Here is a 21,098-nt window from a genome sequence, read left to right as displayed (position 1 = left end):
ACAACTCGAACCGGCGTTCGATCAGCGGACACCCTCCATCAGGACCTTCAACCTCGGCACCATCGCGATCACGACCAGCCCGACCACGATCGCCACCACGCCGGTGATGCCGAAGTAGGCGACCTCGTTCTCCCCGCTGTAGAACTGCGCGAACACGCCCGCGAGCACCGAGCCCATCGCGACCGACAGGAAGAACAGCGCCACCATCTGGGTGCGGAACGCCTGCGGCGCCAGCTTGGTCGACAGCGACTGGCCGACCGGCGAGGTGAACAGCTCGGCCACGCAGAACACCAGCAGGATCCCGGCCAGTGCGAGCAGCGGGGTGCCGTTCGGGCCGGTGCCGGCCAGCGGCACGAACAGCAGGAACGCGACGCCGACGACGACCGTGCCGACCGCCATCTTCGTGGGCGACGAGGGCTGTCGCGGCCCGAGCTTCGTCCAGACCGCCGCGAACACCCCGGCGAGCAGCACCACGAACAGCGGTTCGATCGCCTGCACGGAGCCGGTCGGCACCTCGAACAGGCCGAAGACCGAGCGGTCGACCCGCTCGTCGGCGTAGATCGTGAGCACCGTGAAGATCTGCTGGAAGATCGCCCAGAACACGGCGCTGGCGATCCACATCGGCAGGAACGCGAGCACCCGCCTGCGCTCGACCGGCGCCACCTTCGGACTGGTCAGCAGCAGCGCGAAGTAGCCGACGGTGGCGAGGGCCACGATCGCCGTCACGACGTAGTCGAGCCGGCCGGCGGTGATCACCCCGGTGAGCGTCAGCACCAGCAGCAGGGCGACCACGGCGGCCCCGATCAGCCCGGCACGCAACCGGTGCGTGCGCGGCAGCGGGTTGGGCACGATCCACCCCTCGGGCGGCAGGTTCCGGCGGAAGGCCGTGTACTGGACCAGGCCGAGCGCCATGCCCGCGGCGGCGAGACCGAATCCCCAGTGGAAGCCGGCGGCCGTCTGCAGGACCGGGGTGAGGATCTGACCGGCGAGCGCCCCGATGTTGATGCCCAGGTAGAAGATCGAGAACCCGGCGTCGCGACGGTCGTCGCCCTCGCCGTAGAGCATCGCGATGATCGTGGAGGCGTTCGCCTTGATCCCGCCGCTGCCGAGTGCCACGAGCACGAGCCCGACGGCGAGACCGGTGCCACCGGGCAGCACGGCCAGCGAGATGTGCCCGGCCATCACCGAGAGCGCGCTGCCGAACAGCACCCGCTCCGGGCCGAACAGCCGGTCGCCCGCCCAGGCCGCGAGGATCGTGGAGAGGTAGACGGTGCCGCCGTAGGCGCCGACGACGCCTGCGGCGACGCCCTGGTCGTAGCCGAGTCCGCCGTCGGTGACGGAGTAGTACATGTACAGCAGCAGGATCGACTGCATGCCGTAGAAGGAGAAGCGCTCCCACATCTCGACGCCGAACAACGTGCCGAGCTGGGAGGGATGCCCGAGGAAGGTCTTTCCCGGGAGCGGGGACGAGGTCAGGTGAGACACCCGGCCGGTCTACACCCTCCGATTGCGCCGAGTAAAGATCAGTCGCCCGACCGATGTCGCACCGCAACGATCGAAGCGGCGCCGCTGCTCGGCTCCCGCTCTCACAGCGTGGCCGGGCCCTCCTGGGGGACCACCCCGAGCTGGTCGGCGACGGCCGCCATCACGTCCTGCACCGCGACCGTGTCGGCCAGCGGCATCACCGGGCTCTCCTGCTCCCCGGCCGCGACCCGCTCGGTGACCTCGGCGATCTCGTGCGAGTAGCCGCCGCCGGTGGCGGGCAGCACGATCTGTTCGGGTTCGGCGCCGTAGCGGTGCAGCTCGATCCGGTCCGGGTGGTGGAAGCGCGGCGGCACCTCGATCCAGCCCTCGGTGCCGATCACCCGGGCGGAGCCGGGCATCGCGCACCGCAGGCTGACCTGCAGGGCGGCACTGCGACCGTCCGGCCAGCCCAGCAGGATCGACTCCTCCAGGTCGACGCCGGTCGGCGCGAGCGCCCCGGTCGCGGTGACCACCGAGGGGGCGCCCAGCAGCATCTGCGCGAAGGAGATGGGGTAGACGCCGAGATCGAACAGCGCGCCCCCGCCGAGCTCCGGCGCGAGATAACGGTCGCCCACGCCGGAACGGTTCCGCACGCCGAGATCGGCCTGCACCGACCTGATCTCGCCGATCGCGCCGTCGGCGACCAGCTCGCGGAGCCGCACGACGGCCGGGAAGAACCGGGTCCACATCGCCTCCATCGCGAAGACGCCGGTGCGCCGGGACGCCGCGGCGATCTCCCGGGTGGCGACCGAGCTGACCGTGAACGCCTTCTCGACCAGGACCGCCTTGCCGGCCTCGATCGCGCCCAGTGCGACCGCCCGGTGCTGCGGGTGCGGGGTCGCGACGTAGAGGACATCGACCTGCGGGTCGTCGAGGATCGCGCGGTAACCGGTGTGCGCGCGGGCGATGCCGTGCCGGTCCGCGAACGCCGCGGCGCGTTCCGCGGAACGCGACGCCACGGCGACCACCTCGGCACCGGGCACGTGCGCGAAGTCCCGCACGAGGGCCTCGGCGATCCGGCCCGGGCCGACGACTCCCCATCTGACGGTCATGGCTCCGATCCTGCCCGACCACACCGACGTTTCCGGTGCCGGGCATCGACCTGCCGGGCCAGCGATGAGAATCCGGTGCCGTCCCGGTCTCCCCCTTCGACACGGCGCCGAGCCACGGCGCCATCGAGCCCAGGGGGCCTACGATGCCGAACGCGATCTTCGTCAACCTGCCGACCAGCGACCTGGCCACCGCGAAGGCCTTCTACGGTGCGCTCGGCTTCACGCTGAACGAACAGTTCTCCGACGAGCAGACCGCCTCGTTCGAGATCAGCGACGCGATCGTCGTCATGGTCATGACCGAGGCGCGGTTCACCGAGTTCACCGAGCAGTCCGGCACCGCCGCCCCGGGGACGGCCCGCGAGGTGATCAACGCACTGGGTGTGGAGAGCCGCGACGAGGTCGACCGGATCGCCGACGCCGGCCTGGCCGCCGGGGGCAGCCAGGGCGGGAAGACCCAGGACCACGGCTTCATGTACGGCCGCAGCGTCGACGACCCGGACGGCCACCGCTGGGAGTTCGTCTGGATGGACGTCTCCGCGATGGAGGGCTGAGCGCCGCACCGCGATCGGCGTTCCGGGAGTGCAGCGCGTGCCGTCGCAGCGCCTGCACTACCGGGACGCCGATCACGGGTCAGGCCGAGCGGGCCGGCCGGAGCTTCCGCACCAGGCCGTCGATGGCGAGCGCGTACCCGTCCACCCCGAACCCGACGACGATCCCGGCCGCCACCGGCGAGATGTAGGAGTGGTGCCGGAACTCCTCCCGGCCGTGCACGTTCGAGATGTGCACCTCGACGGTGGGCAGCTCGGCGCCCTCGATCGCGTCGTGCAGGGCCACCGAGGTGTGGGTGTAGGCGGCGGCGTTCAGCACCAGGCCGAGCGCCTCGCCCCGCTTCACCGCGGCGCCGGCCTCCTGGATCCAGTCGACCAGCGTGCCCTCGTGGTTGGTCTGCCGGAAGTCGAGCTCCAGGCCGTGCCCGGCGGCGGCCGCCGCGCAGAGCGCCTCGACGTCGGCGAGCACGGCCGTGCCGTAGACCTCCGGGCGGCGGACGCCCAGCAGGTTCAGGTTCGGACCGTTGAACACGTACACGGTGGTCACCGCCGCGATCCTGCCACCTCACCCGGTCCAGCCGGGGCGGACCAGCCCCGACTCGTAGGCCAGCACCACCAGCTGCGCCCGGTCCCGGGCGCCGAGCTTGCTCATCGACCGGCTGACGTGTGTCTTCGCGGTGGTCGGACTCATGTGCAGGCGGGCGGCGATCTCGTCGTTGGACAGTCCGGCGGCGACCTCGACGACCACCTCCCGTTCCCGCTCGGTCAGCGCGCCCAGCCGCGCGGCGCCGGCCGGGCCGCCGCGGGAGCGGGCGGCGAACTCGGCGATCAGGGTGCGGGTGACCCCCGGTGCGAGCAGTGCCTCGCCGGCGTGCACGACGCGGATCGCCCGGATCAGGTCGGCCGGCTCGGCGTCCTTCACCAGGAAGCCACTGGCTCCGCTGCGGATCGCGTCGAACACGTAGGAGTCGTCGGTGAAGGTGGTCAGCACGATCACCCGCACCCCGCCCAGCGCCGGATCGGCGCCGATCTCGCGGGTCGCGGTGATGCCGTCGGTGCCGGGCATCCGGATGTCCATCAGCACCACGTCCGGCCGGTGCTCGCGGGCCGCGCCCAGCGCCTGCGCCCCGTCGGCCGCCTCGGCGACGACCTCCAGGTCCGGCTGGGAGCCCAGCAGCGCCCGGAAACCGGAGCGGACCAGGGCCTGGTCGTCGGCGAGCAGCACGCGGATCATCGCTCACCCCCGCCCGCGGGCAGGGTGGCGAGCACCCGGAACCCACCGGTCGGGCCGGGACCGGCCTGCAGGGTGCCGCCGACCGATCGGGCCCGCTCGCGCATGCCGGTCAGCCCGGTGCCGTCGGTGACGTCCTCGGCGGGACCACGGCCGTCGTCGTCGACCTGCAGCTCCAGCGACTCCGCGGAGTAGGTCAGGGTGACCACCGCGGTCGCCGCGCCGGCGTGCCGGCGGGTGTTGGTCAGCGACTCCTGCACGATCCGGTACGCCGCGAGATCGGTACCGGTCGGCAGCGGCCGCGGTTCACCCGCGGTGTGCCGGCGCACCGGCAGCCCGGCGGCGCGGGCCTCGTCGAGCAACGCGTCGAGCCGGTCCAGACCGGGGGTGGGCAGCCGGGGAGCCGCCTTGTCGACCCCGCGCAGCACGCCGAGGGTGGAGCGCATCTCGCGGAGCAGGTCCCGGCTGGCCCGCTTGATCTCGGTGAGTGCGGTGCGGGCCTGCTCCGGATCGTCGTCCATCAGGAACAGCGCCACCCCGGCCTGGACGTTGATCAGCGACACGTGGTGGCCGAGCACGTCGTGCAGCTCCTGGGCGATCCGCAGCCGCTCCTCGCCGACCCGGCGCCGCCGCTCCTCGTCGGCGGCGCGGCGGGCCTGCTCGATCCGCTCCCGGCGGACCCGCCACAACAGTCCGGCCGCGACCAACGCGGCGAGCCAGGCGAGCACCGGTGCCGATGCACCCCCGGCACCTCGCGGCCGGCCAGCAGTAGCCAACCGAGCAGCGCCGCCGTGGCAACACCCACCACCGCGAGCGCCCGGTGGTGCTGCCCGGCCGCAACGGCGGAGACCAGGGCGACCGCGAACGCGAGCCCGGTCGGCCGGCCGGGGGGGTACCCCAGGCCGAAGTAGACGACCACCGCGCCGGCCGCGACCGCCAGCGCGGCGACCCGGTCCGCCCGGCGGAACACCAGCGCGAGCGGTCCGATCGCGAGCAGCGCGATCCCGAGCCCGTCGAGCGTTCCGGGAACGGCCCCGCCCCAGGGCCGGTGCAGCGCGAACGCCGTGCCGCCTGCGGTGAGCAGCGCGACCGCCGCCGGGAGGACGAGGGTCCGCAGCACACCGCCCCACCAGCTCGGACGGGTCGAGGTGGGCACGTCCGTCACGGTAGACCGGGGGCCGACGGTCCGCGTCGTCCGCGTGGGGACGTCGTGGCTACCGCGCCGGGAGTAGCCGGGGCGGGGCGGCCGCAACCGGGGCAGCAGGCCGATCGGCGACCACGGACGGACGCGCGGTACCCGGTCCCGCGGCCACGCTCTCCGGCATGACCCACACCGCTCACACCGCCGGGTCCGGCACGGCGTCTGCGCCCGCCCCGGACCCACCGGCCGCACCCGTCCGGTCCCCCCGTTCCGCGTCCGGGCCCGGGCACCGGACCGTGCCGCCCGGTGGCGACGCCGTCCTCGCCTCGGACGCCGAGCGGGAACACGTGACGGACCGGCTGCGGGCGGCTGCCGCCGAAGGCAGGTTGACCCTGGCCGAGGCCGACGAACGGCAGGCCACCGCCTATGCCGCGCGGACCCGCGACGAGCTGGTCCCACTCGTCTCGGACCTGCCCCGGCCGGCCGGGCGGCGGCGCCCGCAGCGCGGGCCGCTGACCCCGCGGGCCCGGCGGATCCTGGCCGTGCACGGCGGGGTGACCGCCGCGGTGTTCCTGTTGATGCTGCTGGCCTGGCTGATCGGACCGGCGCCGTTCGTGCCGGTCGGGCCGCTGCTGCTGATGCTGCTCGTCCTGTTCGTGCACTCGCGGCGGGCCGAGCGCGAGCCCGGGCCGGACGCGACCCTGCCCGACGAGCTCCGGTGACCGGGCCGGGCCCGTCGCGCCACCGCGACGCGCCCCGCCGTCCACGGACGTGTCCGGAGCGCCGGGATTGACACGCAACCATTTGGTTGCATAATTGGCGTCGTGACCGACGTGGACGCCGTCTTCCGGGCCCTGGCGGACCCGACCCGGCGCCGCATCCTCGACCGGTTGCACGAACGGGGCGGGCAGACGCTCGGCGAACTGTGCGCGGGGCTCGGGATGAGCCGGCAGGCCGTGTCCAAGCACCTCGCGCTGCTGGAGTCGGCCGGGTTGCTGTCCGCCGTACGCCGCGGCCGGGAGAAGCTCCACCACCTCGACCCGGTGCCCATCCAGGAGATCCACGACCGGTGGATCGGCAAGTTCGAGCGCAGCCGGGTGCAGGCGATCACGTCCCTGCGCGCCGCGCTGGAGGACGGCGATGACCGAACCGAGTGACCGCACCTACGTCTACACGACCTACATCCGCAGCAGCGCCGAGCAGGTGTTCCGGGCACTGACCACGCCGGAGTTCACCATGCAGTACTGGGGCGGTTCCGAGCTGACCTCGGACTGGCGGGTCGGCAGCAGGCTGGAGGCGCTCCATCCGGACCGGGAGGACTTCGTGGGCGAGATCGTCGCCGTCGAGCCGCCGCACCGGTTGTCCTACACCTTCACCGGACGCGCGGAGCAGGAGCGCGGACGGCCGCCGACGCTGGTGGAGTTCACCGTCGACCCGTTCGGCGAGGAGGCAGTGCGGCTGCGGGTCGTGCACACCGGGTTCACCCCGGACGAACACGGCGAGAAGGACCTGCACGACATCGGCGAGGGCTGGCCCGCGATCCTGGCCGCGCTGAAGACACTGCTGGAGACCGACCGGCCGCTGGCGTCACCGGGAGAGTTCGCGCCCCGGATCCCGGCCCGCGCCTGACCGGACGCCGCGGCGGGCCACCGCCGGGGACGGAAGCCTGCCGGCGGGAGCAGGCGGCGGGTCCACCCGCTCAGCCCGCCCGGCCGTCCGTGTCGGCCCCGGTCGGGCCCGGCCGGGCCCGTCGACGACGCCGGAAGCGGGACCACCACCGTCGACGGGCCGGCTCCGACGGGACCCCGTGCCCTGGCCGCCCCACACCGGTGGTCCGTTCCTCCGACGCCGGGCCCGTCCCGTCCCGTGCCTCGCGGGCGGCACGCCACCGGGCGACGACCGCGTCCGCGTCGGGCCTGCGGATCGGCACCCTCGGCCCGGCCGGGTACCGCATGTGGTCGACGACCCGGGCGTCGACCTCCTCGACGTGCTCGCGGACCCGCCGCTCGTCGGTGAACCGGGCGACGGTGTCGTCGAGCCGGTCGAGCTCCTTGCGCAGCTGGATCGACGGTGGCAGCAGCGCCTCCCCGGAGAGCCCCTCGCGCTGCAGGTAGCCACGGACCCACCAGTCCCCGTCCACCGGGCCGATCCGCCCGGCGCCCGGCAGCGGCTTCCCCTTCCCGGGCAGGTCGTCGAACTCGCCCCGCTCGACGGCCTCCCGGATCGCCCGGTCGACCGGCGACTCGGGGCGTGCACCCGCAGCGTCTGTCACCGGTCCCGCACCAGCCCTCTCCGGTCCGTCACCGACCACCTCACGAACCGACGGTACCGCCGCAACGGGCGTTGCTGTCGGGGGTCGGGTCCACACTCACCGGCATGACCGACACCAGCCCGCTGATCGACCGCTCCCGCACCCTCGACCTGGCCCGGCACCATCCGGGCCGCCGGGCCGGGCACGTCGCCGCGCACGTCCGTGGCTCCGGCCTGCCGGACCGCAACTGGCGGCTCGGCGCCGACGGCGAGCTGCGCACCGCCCGGCTGCTGGAGCCGCTCACCGGGCGTACCCGCCGCGACCGGCTGCTGTGCAGGCCACCGCGTTGGCGGGTACTGCACTCCGTCCCGCTCGACGGCGGGGCCGCCGATCTCGACCACGTGCTGATCGGGCCACCGGGGATCTGCGTGATCAACACCAGGCATCACCGGCACCGCACGGTCCTGCTCGACGGCGACCGGCTGGTCGTCTCCGGCACCGCCACCGATGCCGTGCCCCGGGCCCGCACCGAGGCCGACCGGGTGCGGGAGCTGCTGCTGCCCCGGCTCGGGCCGGGTGGCGCCGCCGTGCCGGTGCGGCCGGTGATCGCGGTGGTGGGCACGCCGGTCCGGGTGCGCCGCTGGCCGGACGACGTGGTCGTCGCGACCGAGGGGGCGTTGGTGCCCGCCCTGCGCGGGCTGGCCCCGCTGCTCGATCCCGCGGAGGTCGACCGGATCCACGAGGTCGCCCGCCGACCGGCGAGCTGGGCCTGAGCGTGCTCGCGCGGACGTGCACTACGCCACCGGCCCCTTCCCGGCCGCCGATCGGGTCAGCATGCTCTGGCGGTGACCTCCCCCGCCTCCGCGCCGGCCCGGTTCCGCCTGCACGCGCGGCCACTGGACCTCACCGTGGGGGCCGCCGAGCTGGCCCGCGGGCTCGCCCACCGCGAGCGGATGGTCGCCTTCGCCGGGGGCTGGGGGTGGGGAGCCCTGGTGGCCTGCGATCCGGTGCAGGTCGCCCCGCCGGGGGTGGATCCGTTCGCGGTGCTCGGTTCGGTCCCCCGCGCCGCGGCCGGGGCGGAGCGGCGGGCCGTGGGCGGGGGCTGGTTCGGCGCGATCGACCACGCCCGGCCCGGGGTCCGGCCCGATGCGGTGCTGGGCTGGTACCGCGACGTGCTGCGCCACGACGGACAGCGCTGGTGGTTCGAGGCGCTCGTCGCCGACACCGCGGACGGGGCCGACCGGCACGCGGGGGCCGATGGCGCCGACCTCGGTGCCGGCGACCTTCCGCTGCATCCGGACGAGGACTCGGCGCAGCGCCGGTTCGCCGAGCTGCTCGCGGACCTGGACCGGGCCGGCCGCGGGTCGGGCACACGGTCGGGGCCCGCGCCCTCCGCACCGGTGCGGCTGGAGGTGGAGCGGTGGCCGGACCGGGACGCGCACCTGGCCGCCGTCGAGCGCTGCATCTCCGAGATCAGGCGCGGTGAGATCTTCCAGGCCAACATCGCGACCGAGCTGCAGGTCCGGCTGCACGGCGACGTGCACGAGGCGTGGGCGTCGCTGGTCGGTGACGCGCCACCGGCCCGGTCGGCACTCGTCGTCGCGCCCGGCCGGGCGGCGCTCAGTGCGAGCCCCGAGCTGTTCCTGCACCGCAGCGGGAACCGGGTCCGCACGGCGCCGATCAAGGGGACCCGTCCGCGCATCGGCGCGGACGACGAGCGGGAACGCCGCCGCCTGGCCGCCTCGATGAAGGACGCCGCGGAGAACGTCATGATCGTCGACCTGATGCGCAACGACCTGGCCCGGGTCGCCACGCCCGGCGGCGTCCGGACCGGGCGGCTGCTGACCGTGGAACCACATCCCGGGGTGTGGCACCTGGTCTCCGAGGTCTGCGCGACGCTGCGCGACGACGTCACCGATCGCGACCTGCTCACCGCGGCGTTCCCACCCGGCTCCGTCACCGGCGCACCGAAGATCCGGGCCTGCGAGGTGATCGCCGACTGCGAGCACCGGGAACGCGGCCTGTTCACCGGTGCCGTCGGTGGCGTCAGCCCGCTGGCCGGGCTGGAGCTCAACGTCGCGATCCGCACCCTCGATCTCGGCCCGCCCGGGCCGGACGGCGCGCGGCGCGGGCGGCTCGGCGTCGGCGGCGGGATCACCGTCGACTCCGACCCGGCCGAGGAGTTCGCCGAGTGCCTGACCAAGGCGGCACCCGTGCTGGCGGCGCTGGGCGGCCCGCCCACCCCGGCGGCGATCGCGGTGACCCGCCCCGCGGATCGCGCCGCGGGCCTGTTCGAGACGCTCGCCTGCACCGACGGCCGGGTGAGCCGGGTCGGGGAGCACGCGGCCCGGCTGCGACGCAGCTACCTCACCGTCACCGGTCAGGCGCTGACCGCGCCGCTGGAGGCCGAGATCACCGCCACGGCGCACGGACTGACCGGGCACCACCGGCTGCGGGTCGAGGCGTTGCCCGGGGACCCCGCGCGGGTCGTCGTGCGCGCCACCGCATGGGACGGCCCGGTCCCGCTCGGCGAGCAGCCCGGCCTGGTACTCGACGTGTGCCGAAGCACCGACGGCGAGTCGCACAAGTTCGCCGACCGGCGCTGGCTGACCGGGCACGAAGCAGCGACCGGCGAGCGCATCCCGTTGCTGTGCGACCCCGCCGGGCGCATCCTGGAGTCCACCCGTTCCGCCGCCGCGGCGGTCCACCGTGGACGGTTGTGGGTGCCCCCGCTGGACGGTCGGATCCTGCCCGGGACCGGGCGCCGCGCGGTGCTGGACCAGCTGGCGCCGGATGCGGTCCGGATCGCCCCGCTGCCCCTCGGTGAGCTCGCGCGATCCGACGGGTTCTTCCTGGTCAACGCCCTGCGCGGGATCCAGTGGGTGCGCGAGGTGCAGGAGGGCGGGGTGCCCGTCGCCCGGTGGGGCGCGCCGGACCCGCTCACCCTCCGGCTGGCCGACGGGATCGGCCGGACCGCGCACTGAGCCGGCCGCCTCCCGACCCACAGCCCCGCACCGCACCGCACCCTGCCCCGGTCGCCGGCGACCAGGACCCGTCCCTGGCCCGCCCTCACTCCGCCAGATCGAGCAGGATCCGGGCCAGCTCGTCCGGTCGGTTCTGCGGCACCAGGTGCGTCGAGTCGATCTCGACGTAGCGCCAGGCCGCCGAGCGCCGGGCCCGGGCGGCCGCGGCGGCGAAGGCGCCGCCGGTGACGTCCTCCCGGACGGCCCGCAGGTAGGTCCGGCGCAGCGGCCACTCCTCCACCGGTCGGGTCAGCCGGACCGGCTCGGTGAAGGTCCGCACCGGTTGCGGCGAGCGCCGTGGCCCCGACCACGCGGCCTCCGCCGGGTCGTCGTAGTGCCGCTCCGGAGCCGGTACCAGCCAGGGCGCCCCGAGCCCGTCCGCACCGGGCGCCGGCACGATCGCGGCGAGCGCCGGTGCGAGCGAGACGACCGAGCGACCGTCGTCCGGGACGAAGGCGTCCAGGTAGACGAGATCGCGCACCCGGTCGCCGATCTCCTCGAGCGCACCGGTGACGACCATGCCGCCGTAGGAGAAGCCCAGCAGCACGATCTCGCGCAGGTCCTCGTACAGCACCGCGTTGACCACGTCGCGCACGTGCACCGACAGGTCCACCCACGGGCCGGCCAGGTGCGCCCGCTCCCCGATCCCGGTCAGTGACGGTGTCACGACGTCGTGACCCGCCGCCCGCAACCGCGGTCGCAGCAGGTGGAAGCCGTGCGCACCACCCCATGCGCCGTGCACCAGCACGAAGGTCGTCATGGCACGGAGTGTGGTCCGCGACAGCGCGCATTGACCACCCGTCGCGCCGTGGCGGACGATCCGGCGAGTCCGATCCGACACCAACGGCGGTGCGCTCCATGACGACCGACACCTTCACCCTCGACGGCCGCGACGGCACCGCCGTCACCGCGTACCGGTGGCTGCCGGACGGCCCTGCCGTGCGCGGGATCCTCCAGATCACCCACGGGATGGGTGAGCACGCGCTGCGCTACGTCGCGCTCGCCGAGAAGCTGACCGGGCACGGCTTCGCCGTGTACGCCCAGGACCAGCGCGGGCACGGGGCGACGGCGGGTGGGCCGGACGGTTACGGGGTGCTCGGTGAGCACGGTTGGGGTGAGCTCGTCACCGACATCGGGCTGCTGTCGGGACACGCCAGGGCGGAGCATCCGGGGGTCCCGCTGGTGCTGCTCGGGCACAGCATGGGGTCGTTCGCGGTGCAGCAGTTCCTGGTCGCCGACGCCGATCCACCGGATGCCGTGGTGTTCTCCGGCACCGCCGCGCTCGATCTCATGGAGCAGGGCCTGGACCTGTCGAGCCCGCTGGACCTGTCGTCGTTCAACGCACCGTTCGAGCAGCGCACCGGCTTCGAGTGGCTCTCCCGGGACCCGGCCCAGGTGGACGCCTACGTCGGCGACGCCCGCTGTGGTTTCGGCCTGGACCTTCCCGGGACCCGGGCGATGTTCGCCGCGGCCCGCCCGCTCGCCGACGTCGCGACGCTGAAGCGGATCCCCGGCGGGCTGCCGGTCTACGTCGTCGTCGGTGACGAGGACCCGGTCAACGCGGACCTGGCACTCGTCCGCCCGATCACCGAGCGCTACGCCGCGGCCGGGCTGTACGACGTCACCCTCCGGATCTGGCCGGGCGCCCGGCACGAGGTGTTCAACGAGACCAACCGCGACGAGATCGTCGCCGACCTGCTGACCTGGCTCGACCGGGTCGTGCCCGAACGGAGGGACGGATAGTGCGCGTCGACACCACCGGTGGCTTCTCGGCCGATCCGCTGGAGACCGAGCAGACGGCGATCGAGGCGGAGAAGGACGGTTACGACACCCTCTCGGTGCCGGAGACCTCCCACGACGTGTTCGTCGCACTCGCGCTCGCCGCCCGGGCGACCGGCCGGATCCGGTTGCAGTCGGCGATCGCGGTGGCTTTCGCCCGCAACCCGATGACGCTCGCGTACCAGGCGAACGACATCACGCTGGTCTCCGGCGGACGGCTGGAACTCGGGCTCGGCTCGCAGGTGCGCCCGCACATCGAGCGCCGGTTCGGGATGCCGTGGAGCAGGCCCGCGGCGCGGATGGAGGACTTCGTGCTGGCGCTGCGGGCGATCTGGGCGGCGTGGGCGACCGGCGACCGGCTGCGCTACGAGGGCGAGTTCTACTCGCACACCCTGATGACCGAGTTCTTCTCGCCGGGTCCGAACCCGCACGGCACGCCACCGGTGATGCTGGCGGCGGTCGGGGAACGGATGACCGAGGTCGCCGGCCGGGTCACCGACGGCCTGCTCGCGCACTCGCTGACCTCGCCGTCGTACCTGGCGGAGGTCACGCTGCCCGCGCTGCGTCGCGGCCGGGGTGGCGGGCTGGACGGCTTCGACGTGTGCCTGCCGGTGTTCGCGGTGCTCGGCGCCGACCCGCAGGCCCGGGCGGCGGCCGCCGCCGGGGTGCGCAGGCAGATCGCGTTCTACGCGTCCACCCCGCCGTACCGGCCGGTGCTGGAGCACCACGGCCGCGGCGAGCTGGCGGACCGGTTGAACCGGCTGTCCCGGCAGCAGGCGTGGGACGAGATGGCCGATCTCGTCGACGACGACGTACTCGATCTCTTCGCGGTCTCCGGTTCGCCGGACGAGGTGGCGGCCGGGATCGTCGCACGCTACGGCGACCTGGTCGACCGGGTCTCGCTGAACACCCCTTACGACGCCGATCCCGCGCTGGTCCGCGATGTCGTCACCGGGCTGCGCGCCGCCTGACCGGCTCCGCACACACGACGACGGGCGGCGCCGGCGTGGCCGGTCGCCGCCCGTCGATCGAGCGTGCCGTGTGGCTCAGCGCAGGCCGAGCTTGCTGGCACAGGCCGGCCAGGCGCCCCAGCCCTGGCCCTCGAGCACGTTCTCCGCGACGCGGATCTGCTCGGCCTTGCTGGCGTTGTGCGCCTGCCCGGTGCCGCCGTAGGCCTTCCAGGTCGACGGCAGGAACTGCAGGCCACCGGAGTAACCGTTGCCGGTGTTGATGCTCCAGTTCCCGCTGGACTCGCACTCGGCGAGCTTGTCCCACGTCGAGGTGGGCACGGACTGGGTCGGCACGGACTGGGTCGGCGCGACCGCGGCGGCCGGTGCGACGGGGGTCGAGGTCTCGGGGGCGGCGTTCGCGGTGCCGGCCAGGGCGAGCGGGGCCCCGACCGCGAGGATGCCGGCGGTCAGAGTTCCGACAAAACGCCCACGGATGGACATACGGGTGCTGCTCATGGATTCTCACCTGGGTCCGGACCCACGACTTTCCGGGCGGGCCGTCCGACGCGGGGAGCGACGTCCGGTCTCACGGGCGGTGCGCCCGCGGCCCGCGGCCCCGTCCCGTCCGTAACGGATCGACTGGCCGGAAACCATGGGACGGGGCCGTCCTGGCGTGGCGGTACCGGCGCTTCGGTGCGTACTCCGGCCGCGGACGGCCGGGAGCGACATCGAAGGTCGCCGATATCCCGAGATCGGGTCAAGCCGAGCTCGGGTGACGTATCACACCGAGATAACGAGAATAGACATAACAGCAGGTCAGAGCCGAAATCACACGATCACGAACGGTCAACCGCCGGTTCGTCTTACTTTCATTCCGGAGACGTTCATCGGGTCTTCGGCCCCGGATCGCCGACCTTGCGCAGGGTGAACACGGCGATCCGGACCACCATCGCGTCCAGCAGCAGGGCGCCGAACATCCACGGGTCCAGCCAGGCCGTCCAGGAACCACCACCGGCGACCGCGACCAGGCCCGGCACCAGGAACAGGGCCACCCCCAGGCCACCGGCCACGGCGGCCGTCAGCAGCGCCGGGGCGTCGGCGCCGCGGACCACCATCACCAGGGCCACGCCCGCGACGATGGCGACGATCCCGTCCAGCGCCGCCAGGAACGGCCCCTCCGCACCGGTGCCGGCGGCCAGCCGGGCGTGCACCAGCGCGGTCAGCGCCAGCAGCACCATCAGGATGCGGCGCCCGACGACCGGGCCGCGGTCGGTGCTCGCCGAACCCACCACTACCGCACCCTCAGGACCAGCAGCCGGCAGTCCACCTGCTGGCCCGACCGGTACGGGGCGATCTCGATCGAGACCGCCTCGACGAGGTCGCCGGCGCACAACCGGTCCACCTCGGCCCGGTAGCCGCCGGACTCCCACACGTCGTCCAGCACGGTAGCGACCAGGAACCCGCCCGGCCGGATCACCCGCGCGAACTCCGACAACGCCGAGGGCCCGACGTGGGCATGGGTCAGCGTCCCGACGCAGACGACCACGTCGTAGCGGTCGTCGGGGAGCTCCAGCGCCGCCGTCAGGTCGGCCTCGCGCAGGTCGCGGTAGACACCGGTGGCGCGGGCCTGCGCCAGCATCCCGGGTGAGAGGTCCAGCCCGTCGATCGTCCGCACGCCACGCCGGTGCAGCTCGACCCCGACCAGGCCGGTGCCGCAGCCGGCGTCGAGCACCTCACCGTCGGTCCCGGCGGCGGCCACGACCGCCTCGGCCGTCACCGACGGCGCGACGTAACCCTGCACCTCGCCGGTGACGTCGGCGTCGTAGGTGGCCGCCCATTCGTCGTAGAGGGCACGGGCGTCGTCCGGGCCGCTCAGCGTGTACGCGCGTTCCAGGTGGGGGTCGCCCCCGGTACTCGTCGCCATCCGCCGATCATCGTGGAGAGCGGCGTGGCTGTCATACGCCGGGTGGTCGTCAGCGCCGGAACAGCCGCCTGCCCGGGCGGTCCGCCGCGAGCAGGGACAGCGCACAGAGTGCGCCCCAGCCCGCGGCGACCATCGTCGCCTTCTCCCGGGCGTCGCGGTCGGGCAACCGGGAGCCGAGCACGGCCAGGTCGGCGACGTCCGCGCCGACCCGGACGGCGATCGCCGTCCTCAGCGGCGTGCCCGCCGGGGCGGTCAGCATCGCCAGGCCGGACACGAGGTCCCGGCCGCCGACCGCCATCGTGAACGTGCGCTGCTCGGACGTCGGCTCCCCACCGTCGCCGACCAGCCTCGTCGGCCGCAGGAACAGCTCTGGCTTGGCGGTGATCGCCGCGCCGTAGGCGGCGGTGGCCGCACCGAGCAGGCGCGGGATCCAGGTCAGGTCACGTCGGGACATACGCCCGGCATACCCGCTCCGGGCGCGGAGCATCCGGGCACCGGGGGGTCCGGCCGCGCTCACATCTCGTCGAGGAACGCCAGCGCGGCCTCCGCCGAGACCCGCCGCCAGGCGATGAGCATCCGGTCGAAGTCGTCGGCTCCACCCCGCTCGACACCGTCCTGCTCGCTGCGCAGCGCGTCGACGATCGGTTCCAGCTCACGGCGCTGCGCCGCGACCAGCGGTGCCGGATCCGCACCGCGCCGGTGCAGCAGGGCCAGCTTGAGCAGGAACTCCGAGCGCAGGTCACGCACGTGCGGGACCGGCGCGGCCAGCCAGGCCTGCAGGTGTTCACGGCCCGCGTCGGTGGAGGTGTAGAGGGTGCGCGGCGGCCCGCCGCCGGTCTCGACGGCCTCCGCGGTGATCAGCCCGGCGTCGACGAGCCTGCCGATCGCCCGGTAGACGACCGGGCGCGGGATCTGCCAGACCCGCCCCAGGTGTCCGTCGGCCGCGGTGAGCGCGGCGATCGCGAACCCGTGCACCGGCCGTTCGCCGGCGACGGCGAGCACCGTCCACTCGGCGAGCCCGAGCCGGGCACTGGTCATGACCTCCAGCCTAGGTTCACCGGTTGGCGGCGGCCTCGTTGCCCAGGTCCCGGGACGAGCCGCGGCCGGGTGGAACCCCGGCCCGGGATCGCTCCACCACCAGGTCCTGCCCGTCGCCGCACAGCACGGCCCGCCCGTCCGGCCGGACCTCCCGGCTCGCTCGACGGTGCGATCGGGATCCCCGGACATCGGCTGCGCCCCGGAGATCACCGGCCACAGCGTCACCTCGACGACGACGCCGTCGCCGACCGGGCGGGCGGTACCCCGGTGACGGACCGGGCCGCTGGCGGCGCCGGATCCTCGACCACCCGGTAGGCGCCCGGCAGCGCCGGTGAGATCCGCGCCCGGCCTGCCGGCCGGAGACGCGCACCGGGCGTCCAGCATTGAGACGCACGGGAGGGTGCGGTCCGTGGAAGGATCACATCCGACGTTCCCGACGACCGCGAACAGACGACCGTGAACAGGAGGCCGGCGTGATCCTCATCGTCCTCAAGGCGCAGATCCGCCCGGACAAGCGCGAGGAGTGGCTGTCCGGGATCTCCGAGTACAAGAAGAACGTGAACTCGGAGCCGGGCAACATCTCCTTCGACTACTTCGAGAACTGCGAGAAGGAGAACGAGTTCGTGATCGTGGAGGTGTTCCGTGACGGCGACGCCGGTACGGCGCACGTCAACACCGATCACGCCCAGAAGTTCTTCCCCTTCATGTCCACCGTGGTCTCGGAGAAGCCGAAGATCAACTACCAGGACCTCGACGGTGACGCGTGGAACGAGATGGCCGAGGTGACCCCGCAGTAGCGACCCCGCCACGGCACGCCGAAGACGCCGGCCCCCCCCCGCCACGGGGGGGCCGGCGTCTCGCGTCGGTCACCGTGCCGGCCGCCGCCGCCGGCGGGCCGTCGGGCCGGCGGGCCGTCCGGCCATCGGACGGCACGGGACGATCGGGACAGCAGCGCACCGGCTGCGGACGCGGGTGACCGACCGGGCAGACTCACCGTCGAAGTCGATCTTTGCGCAGGGCAACCGCCCGGCGTGGGGACGACCGCACGGCGCCGCACACCCCGGGCGGCGCGGGACCGACGAGGAGCCCCGGATGGACACCCCCACCCCCGCCGACCGGCAGCGGACCCGCCGCGTCGCCGCACTCGCGCTCGGCATCACCACCGTCGCCGGCGTCGCACTCGGCGGGACCGCGCTCGCCGCCTCACCGGCCGCGCTGGCGGCCTGGTCCCAGCCGCTGGTGCCCGGCACCCCCTGCTCGATCACCGCCAGCGCCTGCGTCGACCTGGACACCCAGCAGTCGTGGCTGATCACCGACGGCGAGGTGGTCCGCGGCCCGGTCCCGATCGCGTCCGGCGGGCAGGGCCGGGAGACACCGGTCGGCCACTCACTGCGCGTCTACCGCAAGGAGGCGAGCCACGTCAGCGGGGAGTTCCTGGGTGCCGACGACCGGCCGGCGCAGATGCCGTGGTCGGTGTTCTTCGAGGACGGTGGCATCGCCTTCCACGGTGGCGACCCCGAGCGCGCGTCGGCCGGCTGCATCCACCTCGACGACGCGGACGCCCGCGCGTACTTCGAGCACCTGCAGATCGGTGACCAGGTGCAGGTCGTCAGCGCCGCGGAGGAGGCTGCCGCCCGGGACGCGATGCGCTGAGCGGGCCCCGGTGCGGGGGGCGGGCGCCGTCACCGCATCGGGGGTTGCTCGACCTTCCGGGTAACGCCCCGCCCGTCCCGGCGCGACACACCGGACGTACCGCCGTGCCCACCCCTCCCGGAGCGCCCGATGTCTGATGACCAGACCGCACGCCCGTCGCCGGTCGCGCTCGCCCGCCGGGCCGCCCGGCTCACGCTCAGCGCGGGGGTGCGGGCGACCGCGGCGCCGGTCCGCGGTCTCGCCCGGCTCGGCCGGGACGACGCGGACCCACGCTGGGCGGGCCAGACCTGGCTCTGGCAGCCCGGCTGGGGACGACGCACGCACGAGCGGCTCTACCGGCACCCGGATCCGTACGCGATCGGGCTGAGCCCCTACGAGCAGCAGAAGTACGCCGCGGTCATGGACGCGCTGTCGGGCCGCCGGTTCCGGCGCGTCCTGGAGGTCGGCTGCGGTGAGGGCGATCTGTCGGTGCGGCTCGCGGGACACGCCGACGCACTGCTCGGTGTCGACATCTCGACCGCGGCCGTGGAGCGGGCGGCCGCCCGGGTCCCGTCGGCGACGTTCGTCCGCCGGACGCTGCCCCGCGAGATGCCGGACGGCACGTTCGACCTGATCGTCTGCAGCGACGTCCTCTACTACTGGGAGCCGGTCACTCTGCGGGTCGGCATCGCGGCCCTGCTGGACCGGCTGCGGCCCGGTGGCGCGTTGCTGGCCTACCACTACCGCGGCGGATTCGGCCAGGTGAACACCGCCGACGCGGTGCACGACGGGTTGCATGCGGCCGCCGCGGCGCGCGGCCTGGACGCCCGCAGGCAGGAGACCGTCGCCGGGGTGGGGCCCGGAGCCGCCGGGGCACGGTTCTCGCTGGTCGTCCGGCCGTCGGCCCGGCAGGGGCAGGTCGGCGGGGCGTCCGCGGTGCCACAGCCGCGCACCGGGGAGATCGGGACTCCGGCCCGCGTGCGCCGCCCCTGAGCGGCCGGGTTCCCGCGCCTGGTTCCTGAGTACCGGGCTGCCCCGGACGGCGGGTCATCGACTGCACCGTCCGGCAGTTGTCGTCAGGGCGACGTGGACCTGTCGCGACCTGTGCGAACGCGGTTAGCGTTGCGCCCCATGACGGTCGACGCGGACGGTCCTGCCGGCATGGCCGACGCCCGGCGGGTGGTGACGATCCCGGAGCTCACCGCGCCCAGCTACCTGCAGGCGGTGCTCTCGGTCGCCTACCGCGACGAGCGCAACAGCGTCCCGCTCACCGTGGCCACCCCGGCCGGTCTGGTGTTCGGCAACGCCGTGCATCCGGCGGCCTGGCTGCGCCGCCTCGGCGACCAGCTGCGCGGCCTCACCGCCGACGACCCGCGCAACGACTCGGCCCAGGCGATGGCCGAGATGTTCGACGACATGGCCGAGGGCCGCGGCGACGAGCGACCGGGCCGGGACATCCCGATGAAGGACATCCACTGGATCTACTTCACCGACGCACTCATCGTGCCGACGGCGGCGGCCGCGCCGAACTACGTCGACCCCGCCTGCTGGCAGGTGGCGCTGCGCGAGGTCTCCGCCTGGACCATCGGCCTACCGCCGCGATAGTGACCACGGTCACTCACTCCTTCGCGTGAGGATCGACCGTTGCGGGCCCTCACATGTGTGTCGGGCGGATCAACAGGGCACTGGTTGTCATCCGCTGGTCGTCGTCCACCGGATGACGTCCAGGCCCGATCCGGTTCCTCACCCGGCCCGACGGATCTCGGGCCACGATCAGGAGGCGTGAACACCATGAGCAGCACCACCGACGCGAAGACCCCCGCCGTCGCCGGCACCCCGTCGGCCCTGCAGTCCGAGCACGGCAGCACCCGGATCGCCGAGACCGTCGTCTCGAAGATCGCCGGGCTGGCCGCCCGCGAGGTCAACGGCATCTACGCTCTGGGCGGCGGCGCGGCCCGCGCCTTCGGCGCGCTGCGCGAGCGCATCCCGGGCGGCACCACCAACGCCTCGCAGGGCGTCTCGGTCGAGGTCGGGGAGAAGCAGGCCGCGGTCGACATCAACGTCGTCGTGGAGTACGGCGTCTCCATCGCCGACCTGGCGAAGGCCGTGCGTCGCAACGTCATCTCCGCCCTGGAGCGGATGACCGGGCTCGAGGTCGTCGAGGTCAACATCTCGGTGGACGACGTGCACCTCCCGTCCGACGACGACCACGACGAGGCCAAGGAGACCAAGCGGATCGACAACTCGTCGCGGGTGGCGTGAACGCCCCGACCACCGCGGCCGGAACCGTCGCCGACCGGATCGCCGCTGCCACGCTGAGCTGCCCCGCGGTGGCCCGGCTGCACGGCGGCCGGTTCGGCGAGGTCGCCACCTACCTGCCGGGGCGCCGGATCAGCGGTGTCCGTCTGCGGTCCACACCCGATGACGATCCGGCCGGGACCGGCCCGGCCGGCATCAGCACGCCCGGGATCAGTACGACCGGGATCAGCACGACCGGGATCAGCACCGTGGAGATCCACGTGGTCGGCCGTTATCCGGCGACGGTCGACGAGATCGCCACCCAGGTCCGCACCGCCCTGCGCCCGCTGGTCGGGGCGGCACGGGTGGACGTGGTGGTCGGCGACTACACCGGACCGGCCGATCCCACCGGCACCGCCGAGCCCGCACCGGCCCGCACCTCGGGTGCGGTACCGGCCACCGGTCAGATCGAGCACCCGCCCGCGGACCGCGGCTGAACCGCCACCGGAGCTCCGTCCAGCCGGTTCCACCCACTTGTGAAGGACGTGACCGCGATGCCTCTCATCACCAACACCCAGATCGGCCTGCTCGCCGGCCTGCTCCTCGGTATCGCCGGGGTGGTCGGCGGGTTCGGCGGGTTCGTCGTCGCACTCGTGCTGGGTGCGATCGGTCTGCTCGCCGGGCGCTGGCTGGACGGCGGACTCGACCTCACCGAGCTCTCGGAGCGCTCCGGGTTGACCGGGCGCGGCTCCGACCGGGTCCGGTGA

Annotated in this window: 27 protein-coding genes and 1 pseudogene; 15 read left to right on the top strand and 13 right to left on the bottom strand. The window is 74.0% G+C overall.

Going from position 1 to position 21,098, the window contains the following annotated elements:
- Window positions 1-21: 21 nt before the first annotated feature.
- The gene (locus AB0J24_RS18385; RefSeq protein WP_358682805.1) at window positions 22-1,485 is read right to left on the bottom strand and encodes an oligopeptide:H+ symporter; all 1,464 of its coding nucleotides are present in this window, start codon (window positions 1,483-1,485) and stop codon (window positions 22-24) included.
- A gap of 101 nt (window positions 1,486-1,586) precedes the next feature.
- Window positions 1,587-2,576: a Gfo/Idh/MocA family oxidoreductase gene (locus AB0J24_RS18380; protein ID WP_358682803.1), complete on the bottom strand. Its 990-nt coding sequence runs from the start codon at window positions 2,574-2,576 to the stop codon at window positions 1,587-1,589.
- 143 nt (window positions 2,577-2,719) lie between these two features.
- Here AB0J24_RS18380 and AB0J24_RS18375 point away from each other — a divergent pair, with 143 nt between their 5' ends.
- A complete protein-coding gene (locus tag AB0J24_RS18375) occupies window positions 2,720-3,127 on the top strand; it encodes a VOC family protein (protein WP_358682801.1) in 408 nt (135 codons plus the stop codon).
- Window positions 3,128-3,206: 79 nt separating this feature from the next.
- On the opposite strand, the gene aroQ is transcribed toward AB0J24_RS18375, so the two are convergent.
- From aroQ to AB0J24_RS18355, 4 genes are read right to left on the bottom strand one after another with little or no spacing between them, the layout of a single operon-like run.
- Window positions 3,207-3,680: a type II 3-dehydroquinate dehydratase gene (gene aroQ, locus AB0J24_RS18370; protein WP_358682990.1), complete on the bottom strand. Its 474-nt coding sequence runs from the start codon at window positions 3,678-3,680 to the stop codon at window positions 3,207-3,209.
- Window positions 3,681-3,689: 9 nt separating this feature from the next.
- A complete protein-coding gene (locus AB0J24_RS18365; RefSeq protein ID WP_358682799.1) occupies window positions 3,690-4,358 on the bottom strand; it encodes a response regulator transcription factor in 669 nt (222 codons plus the stop codon).
- The gene (locus tag AB0J24_RS18360; RefSeq protein ID WP_358682988.1) at window positions 4,355-4,918 is read right to left on the bottom strand and encodes a histidine kinase; all 564 of its coding nucleotides are present in this window, start codon (window positions 4,916-4,918) and stop codon (window positions 4,355-4,357) included. The genes AB0J24_RS18365 and AB0J24_RS18360 overlap by 4 nt, the downstream gene beginning before the upstream one ends.
- Window positions 4,909-5,511 (bottom strand): hypothetical protein, encoded by a 603-nt coding sequence (locus AB0J24_RS18355; protein WP_358682797.1) that lies wholly within the window; start codon window positions 5,509-5,511, stop codon window positions 4,909-4,911. Before AB0J24_RS18355 ends, AB0J24_RS18360 begins: the two co-directional genes overlap by 10 nt.
- Before the next feature lie 167 nt (window positions 5,512-5,678).
- Here AB0J24_RS18355 and AB0J24_RS18350 point away from each other — a divergent pair, with 167 nt between their 5' ends.
- The 3 genes from AB0J24_RS18350 to AB0J24_RS18340 all read left to right on the top strand — a co-directional run bounded on the left by AB0J24_RS18350 (window position 5,679) and on the right by AB0J24_RS18340 (window position 7,125).
- Entirely contained in the window at window positions 5,679-6,218 is a 540-nt protein-coding gene (locus AB0J24_RS18350; RefSeq protein WP_358682795.1) for a DUF1707 domain-containing protein, read from the top strand.
- A 102-nt stretch (window positions 6,219-6,320) separates the two neighbouring features.
- Window positions 6,321-6,653: a metalloregulator ArsR/SmtB family transcription factor gene (locus tag AB0J24_RS18345; RefSeq protein WP_358682793.1), complete on the top strand. Its 333-nt coding sequence runs from the start codon at window positions 6,321-6,323 to the stop codon at window positions 6,651-6,653.
- Window positions 6,637-7,125, top strand: a complete 489-nt coding sequence (locus AB0J24_RS18340; protein WP_358682791.1) for an SRPBCC family protein — start codon at window positions 6,637-6,639, stop codon at window positions 7,123-7,125. The genes AB0J24_RS18345 and AB0J24_RS18340 overlap by 17 nt, the downstream gene beginning before the upstream one ends.
- 70 nt (window positions 7,126-7,195) lie before the next feature.
- On the opposite strand, the gene AB0J24_RS18335 is transcribed toward AB0J24_RS18340, so the two are convergent.
- Complete coding sequence (locus AB0J24_RS18335) at window positions 7,196-7,768, bottom strand: DUF1992 domain-containing protein (protein WP_358682789.1); 573 nt, start codon at window positions 7,766-7,768, stop codon at window positions 7,196-7,198.
- A gap of 104 nt (window positions 7,769-7,872) precedes the next feature.
- Between AB0J24_RS18335 and AB0J24_RS18330 the strand changes: the two genes are divergently transcribed.
- Both AB0J24_RS18330 and AB0J24_RS18325 read left to right on the top strand, forming a co-directional pair.
- The gene (locus tag AB0J24_RS18330; RefSeq protein ID WP_358682787.1) at window positions 7,873-8,520 is read left to right on the top strand and encodes a nuclease-related domain-containing protein; all 648 of its coding nucleotides are present in this window, start codon (window positions 7,873-7,875) and stop codon (window positions 8,518-8,520) included.
- A gap of 72 nt (window positions 8,521-8,592) precedes the next feature.
- The gene (locus AB0J24_RS18325) at window positions 8,593-10,731 is read left to right on the top strand and encodes a chorismate-binding protein (RefSeq protein WP_358682785.1); all 2,139 of its coding nucleotides are present in this window, start codon (window positions 8,593-8,595) and stop codon (window positions 10,729-10,731) included.
- Window positions 10,732-10,816: 85 nt separating this feature from the next.
- On the opposite strand, the gene AB0J24_RS18320 is transcribed toward AB0J24_RS18325, so the two are convergent.
- A complete protein-coding gene (locus tag AB0J24_RS18320) occupies window positions 10,817-11,530 on the bottom strand; it encodes an alpha/beta hydrolase (protein ID WP_358682783.1) in 714 nt (237 codons plus the stop codon).
- A 98-nt stretch (window positions 11,531-11,628) separates the two neighbouring features.
- Here AB0J24_RS18320 and AB0J24_RS18315 point away from each other — a divergent pair, with 98 nt between their 5' ends.
- Both AB0J24_RS18315 and AB0J24_RS18310 read left to right on the top strand, forming a co-directional pair.
- Entirely contained in the window at window positions 11,629-12,513 is an 885-nt protein-coding gene (locus AB0J24_RS18315; protein ID WP_358682781.1) for an alpha/beta hydrolase, read from the top strand.
- Complete coding sequence (locus tag AB0J24_RS18310) at window positions 12,513-13,520, top strand: TIGR03617 family F420-dependent LLM class oxidoreductase (RefSeq protein WP_358682779.1); 1,008 nt, start codon at window positions 12,513-12,515, stop codon at window positions 13,518-13,520. Before AB0J24_RS18315 ends, AB0J24_RS18310 begins: the two co-directional genes overlap by 1 nt.
- A gap of 99 nt (window positions 13,521-13,619) precedes the next feature.
- Here the strand turns inward: AB0J24_RS18310 and AB0J24_RS18305 are convergent.
- The 5 genes and pseudogenes from AB0J24_RS18305 to AB0J24_RS18285 all read right to left on the bottom strand — a co-directional run.
- Window positions 13,620-14,000 (bottom strand): annotated as a pseudogene (locus AB0J24_RS18305) (transglycosylase family protein); the annotation flags it as partial.
- Between the two features lie 383 nt (window positions 14,001-14,383).
- On the bottom strand, window positions 14,384-14,788 hold the full coding sequence (locus AB0J24_RS18300) for a hypothetical protein (RefSeq protein ID WP_358682777.1): 405 nt from the start codon (window positions 14,786-14,788) through the stop codon (window positions 14,384-14,386).
- A 2-nt stretch (window positions 14,789-14,790) separates the two neighbouring features.
- The gene (locus tag AB0J24_RS18295; protein WP_358682775.1) at window positions 14,791-15,423 is read right to left on the bottom strand and encodes a class I SAM-dependent methyltransferase; all 633 of its coding nucleotides are present in this window, start codon (window positions 15,421-15,423) and stop codon (window positions 14,791-14,793) included.
- 49 nt (window positions 15,424-15,472) lie between these two features.
- A complete protein-coding gene (locus tag AB0J24_RS18290; protein WP_358682773.1) occupies window positions 15,473-15,877 on the bottom strand; it encodes a hypothetical protein in 405 nt (134 codons plus the stop codon).
- A 59-nt stretch (window positions 15,878-15,936) separates the two neighbouring features.
- Window positions 15,937-16,461, bottom strand: a complete 525-nt coding sequence (locus AB0J24_RS18285; protein ID WP_358682771.1) for a PadR family transcriptional regulator — start codon at window positions 16,459-16,461, stop codon at window positions 15,937-15,939.
- A gap of 473 nt (window positions 16,462-16,934) precedes the next feature.
- On the opposite strand from AB0J24_RS18285, the gene AB0J24_RS18280 reads away from it, so the two are divergent.
- The 7 genes from AB0J24_RS18280 to AB0J24_RS18250 all read left to right on the top strand — a co-directional run bounded on the left by AB0J24_RS18280 (window position 16,935) and on the right by AB0J24_RS18250 (window position 21,098).
- Window positions 16,935-17,258 (top strand): putative quinol monooxygenase, encoded by a 324-nt coding sequence (locus AB0J24_RS18280; RefSeq protein WP_358682769.1) that lies wholly within the window; start codon window positions 16,935-16,937, stop codon window positions 17,256-17,258.
- Between the two features lie 295 nt (window positions 17,259-17,553).
- Complete coding sequence (locus tag AB0J24_RS18275; RefSeq protein WP_358682767.1) at window positions 17,554-18,114, top strand: L,D-transpeptidase; 561 nt, start codon at window positions 17,554-17,556, stop codon at window positions 18,112-18,114.
- A 129-nt stretch (window positions 18,115-18,243) separates the two neighbouring features.
- Entirely contained in the window at window positions 18,244-19,086 is an 843-nt protein-coding gene (locus AB0J24_RS18270) for a class I SAM-dependent methyltransferase (RefSeq protein ID WP_358682765.1), read from the top strand.
- A gap of 138 nt (window positions 19,087-19,224) precedes the next feature.
- Complete coding sequence (locus AB0J24_RS18265) at window positions 19,225-19,698, top strand: hypothetical protein (protein WP_358682763.1); 474 nt, start codon at window positions 19,225-19,227, stop codon at window positions 19,696-19,698.
- Between the two features lie 186 nt (window positions 19,699-19,884).
- Window positions 19,885-20,355 (top strand): Asp23/Gls24 family envelope stress response protein, encoded by a 471-nt coding sequence (locus AB0J24_RS18260; RefSeq protein WP_358682761.1) that lies wholly within the window; start codon window positions 19,885-19,887, stop codon window positions 20,353-20,355.
- Window positions 20,352-20,828, top strand: a complete 477-nt coding sequence (locus tag AB0J24_RS18255) for a hypothetical protein (protein ID WP_358682759.1) — start codon at window positions 20,352-20,354, stop codon at window positions 20,826-20,828. Before AB0J24_RS18260 ends, AB0J24_RS18255 begins: the two co-directional genes overlap by 4 nt.
- A gap of 66 nt (window positions 20,829-20,894) precedes the next feature.
- Window positions 20,895-21,098: a hypothetical protein gene (locus AB0J24_RS18250; RefSeq protein ID WP_358682986.1), complete on the top strand. Its 204-nt coding sequence runs from the start codon at window positions 20,895-20,897 to the stop codon at window positions 21,096-21,098.

Origin of the sequence: Pseudonocardia sp. NPDC049635 (genome assembly GCF_040659795.1) — a bacterium.
Lineage (GTDB): Bacteria > Actinomycetota > Actinomycetes > Mycobacteriales > Pseudonocardiaceae > Pseudonocardia.
This window is presented reverse-complemented; position numbering and strand designations above follow the sequence as displayed.

Excerpts from the sequence above, each read along its gene's own strand:
- AB0J24_RS18380 (WP_358682803.1), bottom strand. The coding sequence starts at position 2,576 with ATGACCGTCAGATGGGGAGTCGTCGGCCCGGGCCGGATCGCCGAGGCC.
- AB0J24_RS18375 (WP_358682801.1), top strand. The coding sequence starts at position 2,720 with ATGCCGAACGCGATCTTCGTCAACCTGCCGACCAGCGACCTGGCCACC.
- AB0J24_RS18365 (WP_358682799.1), bottom strand. The coding sequence starts at position 4,358 with ATGATCCGCGTGCTGCTCGCCGACGACCAGGCCCTGGTCCGCTCCGGT.
- AB0J24_RS18350 (WP_358682795.1), top strand. The coding sequence starts at position 5,679 with ATGACCCACACCGCTCACACCGCCGGGTCCGGCACGGCGTCTGCGCCC.
- AB0J24_RS18340 (WP_358682791.1), top strand. The coding sequence starts at position 6,637 with ATGACCGAACCGAGTGACCGCACCTACGTCTACACGACCTACATCCGC.
- AB0J24_RS18330 (WP_358682787.1), top strand. The coding sequence starts at position 7,873 with ATGACCGACACCAGCCCGCTGATCGACCGCTCCCGCACCCTCGACCTG.
- AB0J24_RS18320 (WP_358682783.1), bottom strand. The coding sequence starts at position 11,530 with ATGACGACCTTCGTGCTGGTGCACGGCGCATGGGGTGGTGCGCACGGC.
- AB0J24_RS18315 (WP_358682781.1), top strand. The coding sequence starts at position 11,629 with ATGACGACCGACACCTTCACCCTCGACGGCCGCGACGGCACCGCCGTC.
- AB0J24_RS18295 (WP_358682775.1), bottom strand. The coding sequence starts at position 15,423 with ATGGCGACGAGTACCGGGGGCGACCCCCACCTGGAACGCGCGTACACG.
- AB0J24_RS18290 (WP_358682773.1), bottom strand. The coding sequence starts at position 15,877 with ATGTCCCGACGTGACCTGACCTGGATCCCGCGCCTGCTCGGTGCGGCC.
- AB0J24_RS18285 (WP_358682771.1), bottom strand. The coding sequence starts at position 16,461 with ATGACCAGTGCCCGGCTCGGGCTCGCCGAGTGGACGGTGCTCGCCGTC.
- AB0J24_RS18275 (WP_358682767.1), top strand. The coding sequence starts at position 17,554 with ATGGACACCCCCACCCCCGCCGACCGGCAGCGGACCCGCCGCGTCGCC.
- AB0J24_RS18270 (WP_358682765.1), top strand. The coding sequence starts at position 18,244 with ATGTCTGATGACCAGACCGCACGCCCGTCGCCGGTCGCGCTCGCCCGC.
- AB0J24_RS18265 (WP_358682763.1), top strand. The coding sequence starts at position 19,225 with ATGACGGTCGACGCGGACGGTCCTGCCGGCATGGCCGACGCCCGGCGG.
- AB0J24_RS18260 (WP_358682761.1), top strand. The coding sequence starts at position 19,885 with ATGAGCAGCACCACCGACGCGAAGACCCCCGCCGTCGCCGGCACCCCG.